Origin of the sequence: Halorubrum sp. AD140, assembly GCF_034497445.1 — an archaeon.
Taxonomy (GTDB): Archaea; Halobacteriota; Halobacteria; order Halobacteriales; family Haloferacaceae; genus Halorubrum.
In genome coordinates, this window is the sequence record NZ_JAXRUU010000109.1 from 1 (window position 1) to 4,686 (window position 4,686).

A 4,686-nucleotide genomic window follows, 5' to 3' on the forward strand; every position below is an offset into this window, starting at 1 on the left:
CGCGCGTAATCGTGAAGATTCCGGCCGAGAACGTCCTCACGAGCGGGTGACTGCGGGCCGCCGCCGGACCGCTTCCGCCTGCCCGCAACGGGGTCATCGACGGACCGTATCCAGTACGGTTTTGTCTGTCCGGGCTCCATCACGGACAACGTGAAGGGACAGGACTGGTACCAGGCCGACGAAGTCGCCGAGGAGTACGACGACGTCCGCTTCTCCGGCGGCGGACAGCTCATCGACCGCCGGGAGAAGGAGGCCGTCCTCGCCGCGTTGGGACCGATCGACCCGGGCCACCGCGTGCTGGAGGTCGCCTGCGGCACCGGCCGGTTCACGACGATGCTCGCCGACCAAGGCGCGGACGTCGTCGGGCTCGACGTCTCCCGCGAGATGCTCGAACAGGCCCGCGAGAAGGTCGCCGCCGCCGGGTACGCCGACACGGTCGAGTTCCTCCGCGGCGACGCCTCGCGGCTCCCGTTCCCGGACGACCACTTCGACACGGTCGTCGCGATGCGCTTTTTCCACCTCATGGACGACCCGGTCCCGTTCGCGACGGAGCTCCGCCGGGTGAGCCGCGATCAGGTGTTCTTCGACACGTTCAACCGACGCAGCCTGCGGACGCTGTACACCTGGCTGCTCCCGATGGGCTCCCGGCTCTACTCCGAGCGGCAGGTCGCCGACATGCTCGGCGCGGCGGACCTCGCGCTCGCCCGCGAGGAGCACGATTTCGTGTTGCCGTACGGCTTCTACCGCGAACTGCCGGGGCCCGTCGCGAAGCCGTTCCGCGTCCTCGACCAGCTCGTCGGGAACACCGTCCTGGGCGACTACGTCGCGTCCGTCTCCTACTGGGACACCCGCGTCTCCGCCGGCGACGACTGAGGGGCCGAGATCGGGGACAGCCCGACTCGGTTCGGCAGCCGCCCACCCGGTTCGGTCCGACGGTCGTCCGCACCGACCTCGGGGACACCGCGTCTGGGCGACGACGCTACCGCGACTCTTCGACGACCTCGCCGACCGCGAAGTTCGACTTGACCTCCGTGACCTCGATTTTCACCCGCTCGCCGACCTCCGTGTCGGGGACGATTATCACGTACCCGCGCTCGACGCGGGCGATGCCGTCGCCCTGCTTGCCGAGGTCCTCGATCTCGACGTACCGCATCTCGCCCGGCTCGACCGGCGGCTGGGGCCCGTCGTCGGCGCGGGACGCGGAGACGTCGGTGCCGCCGTCGGTATCGTCGTCCTCGTCGTCGGCGGACCGCGAGATGAGCGCGACCCGATACGTCTCGCCCGGCTCCAGCGCGCCGCGCTCCACCTCGCGGCGCGGGACGTCGACGACGTACTCGCCGCTCTCCTCGCGAACGTCGGCGCTGAACAGACAAAGGAGCTTCTCTGAGATATCCATAGTAGACTCCACCCGTACGTGGCGACGGACCAGTATAGTTGTACCGCCGCCTCCTCGTCGGGCGGGCCGACGCTCGCCGAGCGCCCCGTGGAGGGATGGCTCAGCCGTCGAGCAGCGCCTCGACCAGCGCTGCCTCGGCCTTGCGCAGGTGCGCTCCCGCCGTCGACGAGGAACAGCCGACCGCCTCGGCGACGTCGGCCAGCGACCCCGTCCGAGGCACGTCGTAGTACCCGACGCGGCGCGCGGCGCGGAGGGCCTCCCGCTGGCGCTCCGTGAGCTCCACGCCGGCCGGCCGCCGACCGCCGCCGTACGAGCCGATCCGATCGACGTCGACGTCGATCGGGTCCGGGACGGCGGCGAAGACGTCCCGCAACTGGTCGGGCGGGCCGATCAGCCCGAACGACATTCGGCCCTCGGACCGGTAGACGATCGGCGGCACGGAGAGGAACTCCGTGTCGACGAACGCGTCGAGGAACGTCTCCAGCGGCCCGCCGAGCCGCTCGTACGCCTTGAGGTAGAAGGCGCCGTCGCCCGGGGCCGTCTCGAACCGCTCGATGGAGTCGACCGACCGCAGCCGGTCGAGATACGGCTCTCTGGGGGCCGAGACGCGGAACAGCGTGACGAGCGTCTCGTCGGGGAGCCGCCGCCACGTCAACAGCTCGGTCCGCCGGTCGTCCCCCTCGTCGAGGAACCCGTGCATCGGATGCCGGACCGACGGCGGAAACGCGAACCGCACGCGAACGTATCGCATGGTCGTCGCCGCGACGTCCGCTCGCCTGACACTTAAAAACACACGGAGTGATCCGTGCGAAACGTCAGCGGCTTGCCGCGCCGATCGATGCGTATGGACGAGACGACGCGGTCTCCCGGCGACGTCTCGGGCGACACCGACGCGACCGACGGCGCCGCAGGAGCGGCTGTCGCGCCTCCCGACCCCGGCGGACTGCCGATCCTCGGCAACGTTCACGAGCTCGCGAGCGACGCGCTCGGCTTCTACGAACGTCGGTCCGCAGAGCACGGCGGCGTCGTCCGGTACGACGTGTTCGGCACGGAGGGGTACCTCGTGACCGATCCCGACGCGATCGCGGCGATCCTCGTCGAGGACCACGACCGATTCGTGAAGGGAGAGATGCCCCGCGAGCAGCTCGGCGGGCTCCTCGGCGACGGCCTGTTCCTCGCCGAGGGGGAGGCGTGGCGCGAGCAGCGGACGGCGATGCGGTCGGCGTTCTTCCGCGAGCGGGTGGCCGCGTACGGCGACGCGATGGTCGAGCACGCCCGCCGGACGGCGGCCTCGTGGGACGACGGCGACGTCGTCGACGTCCGCGCCGCCGCGACCGACTACGCGTTCGCCGTCCTCGCGGAGAGCCTGCTCGGGAGCGACGTCGAGCGCGAGCGCGACACCGTCCGGGCGGCCGCCGAGAGCGTCACGGAACGGTTCGACACGGGCCGGATCGCCTCCTTCCTCCCGGCGTGGGTCCCGACCCCGACGAACCGGCGGTACCGGCGTCGGATCGGAGCGCTCCGGGAGACGGTCCGCGACCTCGTCGCCGAGCGCCGCGCGGCCGGCCCGCCCCCGGACCCGGGCGCCGCTGACGACCTCCTCGGCACGCTCGTCGCGGCCGCGGCGCTCGGGGCGATCGACGACGACCGGCTCGTCGACAACGCGGTGACGTTCCTGTTCGCCGGCCACGAGACGAGCGGGCTCGGCCTGACGTACACCCTCTACTGCCTCGCCCGGCGCCCCGAGTTCCAGGAGCGGGTCGGCGCGGAGGTCTCGGCACTCGACGCCGACCCGACGCCGGCGGACGTCCGGGAGTGCCCGGCGCTGACCGCGGCGGTGGACGAGGCGCTCCGGCTGTACCCGCCCGTCCACTCCTTCTTCCGCGAGCCGACCGAGCCGGTGACCCTCGGCGGCTACCGGGTCCCGGCCGGCGTCGTGCTCACGCTCTCGCCGTGGGCGGTCCACCGCGACGAGCGGTGGTGGGACGACCCCGAGACGTACCGACCCGAGCGGTGGCTCCGAGAGGCTGACGGCGAGGAGACCGACGGCCGAGAGGTCGCTCGCGGCGACGACGCCTCTGGGTCCGGTGTCGTTCATGGCGACGGGGGCACCGGTCCGGCGATCGGCGACCGTCCCGAGTACGCCTACTTCCCGTTCGGCGGCGGGCCGCGCCACTGTATCGGGATGCGCTTCGCGAGACAGGAGCTCCGGCTCGCGACCGCGACGCTGCTCCGCCGGCTGCGGCTCGAACCGGTGACGACGGAGCTGTCGCTGCGAGCGAGCGCGAACACGCGACCGACGCACCCGGTGCGAGTACGCGTCCGCGCGAGAGCGGGGCGGGACGCGGCCGGCCGATGCGCCGACGGGGCGCGGAACGTCGGCTCGGACTGACCGCGGTGCTCGGGAGGGGTCCCGCCGCGGCCGCTTCCGGCAACCGCCGCCATGGGACCAAGACCTTTCTCGCCCCCCGCCGAACCGGGGACCATGCTCGACATCGAGTTCCGGTACGGAGCCGTCTCGCCGCCGATCGTGACCCCCTTCGACGCCGACGGCGACGTCGACGCCGACGCGCTCGCGAGTAACGTCGCGACGCTCGTCGACGCCGGTCTCGACGGGATCGTTCCCTGCGGGACCACCGGCGAGTTCGCCAGTCTCACCGACGAGGAGCGCCGAACGGTCGTCGAGACGATGGTCGAGGCGGTCGACGGCCAGGTCCCCGTGATCGCGGGCGCGGCAGGCACGACCGTCCCGGGCGTGCTCGCCCGGCTCCGGGACGCCGCCGAGGCCGGCGCCGACGCGGGGCTCGTCACGCTCCCGTACTACCACAACTCGACGGCGCCGGCGGGACAGCGGGCGTTCCTCGACGCGGTCGCCGACGACGCGCCCCTGCCCCTCTTCCTCTACGACATCCCGTCGACGGTCGGCGAGCCGATCGACCCCGACGTGCTCGCCGCCGTGGCCGAGCGCGAGGCGGTCGTCGGGCTGAAAGACACCAGCGGCGACATCTCGGCGGTCGACGTCGCCGTCGACCGGACCCCCGAGGAGTTCACCGTCTTCCAGGGCGTCGACGCGCTGCTGTACCCGAGCGCATCGCTCGGCGTCGACGGCGGGATACACGCGCTCTCGCAGGTGATCCCGGAAGTGTTCGTCGCCCTCGGCGAGGCGCTCCGCGGCGGCGACGACGACCGCGCGCTGACGCTCCACCGCCGGGCGATCGCCCCGCTGTTCGACCGGTGCGGGGACCACGGGTTCGCGCCCGCGACGAAGGTCGCGGCCGCCCACCGCGGGT

At 72.5% G+C, this 4,686-nt stretch carries 5 protein-coding genes; 3 read left to right on the top strand and 2 right to left on the bottom strand.

Annotated elements, in window-relative coordinates:
* Positions 1-150: 150 nt before the first annotated feature.
* Positions 151-873, top strand: coding sequence for a class I SAM-dependent methyltransferase (locus U4E84_RS16170; RefSeq protein ID WP_322533143.1), 723 nt, complete (start codon positions 151-153; stop codon positions 871-873).
* Between the two features lie 106 nt (positions 874-979).
* Here the strand turns inward: U4E84_RS16170 and U4E84_RS16175 are convergent, their stop codons facing one another.
* The gene (locus U4E84_RS16175) at positions 980-1,396 is read right to left on the bottom strand and encodes a TRAM domain-containing protein (protein ID WP_322533144.1); all 417 of its coding nucleotides are present in this window, start codon (positions 1,394-1,396) and stop codon (positions 980-982) included.
* 100 nt (positions 1,397-1,496) lie between these two features.
* Positions 1,497-2,147, bottom strand: coding sequence for a helix-turn-helix domain-containing protein (locus tag U4E84_RS16180; RefSeq protein ID WP_322533145.1), 651 nt, complete (start codon positions 2,145-2,147; stop codon positions 1,497-1,499).
* Positions 2,148-2,240: 93 nt separating this feature from the next.
* Between U4E84_RS16180 and U4E84_RS16185 the strand changes: the two genes are divergently transcribed.
* The gene (locus U4E84_RS16185) at positions 2,241-3,788 is read left to right on the top strand and encodes a cytochrome P450 (protein ID WP_322533146.1); all 1,548 of its coding nucleotides are present in this window, start codon (positions 2,241-2,243) and stop codon (positions 3,786-3,788) included.
* A gap of 93 nt (positions 3,789-3,881) precedes the next feature.
* Positions 3,882-4,686: dihydrodipicolinate synthase family protein (locus U4E84_RS16190; RefSeq protein ID WP_322533147.1), on the top strand; the 805-nt coding region annotated here is incomplete at its 3' end.

Coding starts and splice junctions, on each gene's coding strand:
- U4E84_RS16180 (WP_322533145.1), bottom strand. CDS start 2,147: ATGCGATACGTTCGCGTGCGGTTCGCGTTTCCGCCGTCGGTCCGGCAT.
- U4E84_RS16175 (WP_322533144.1), bottom strand. CDS start 1,396: ATGGATATCTCAGAGAAGCTCCTTTGTCTGTTCAGCGCCGACGTTCGC.
- U4E84_RS16185 (WP_322533146.1), top strand. CDS start 2,241: ATGGACGAGACGACGCGGTCTCCCGGCGACGTCTCGGGCGACACCGAC.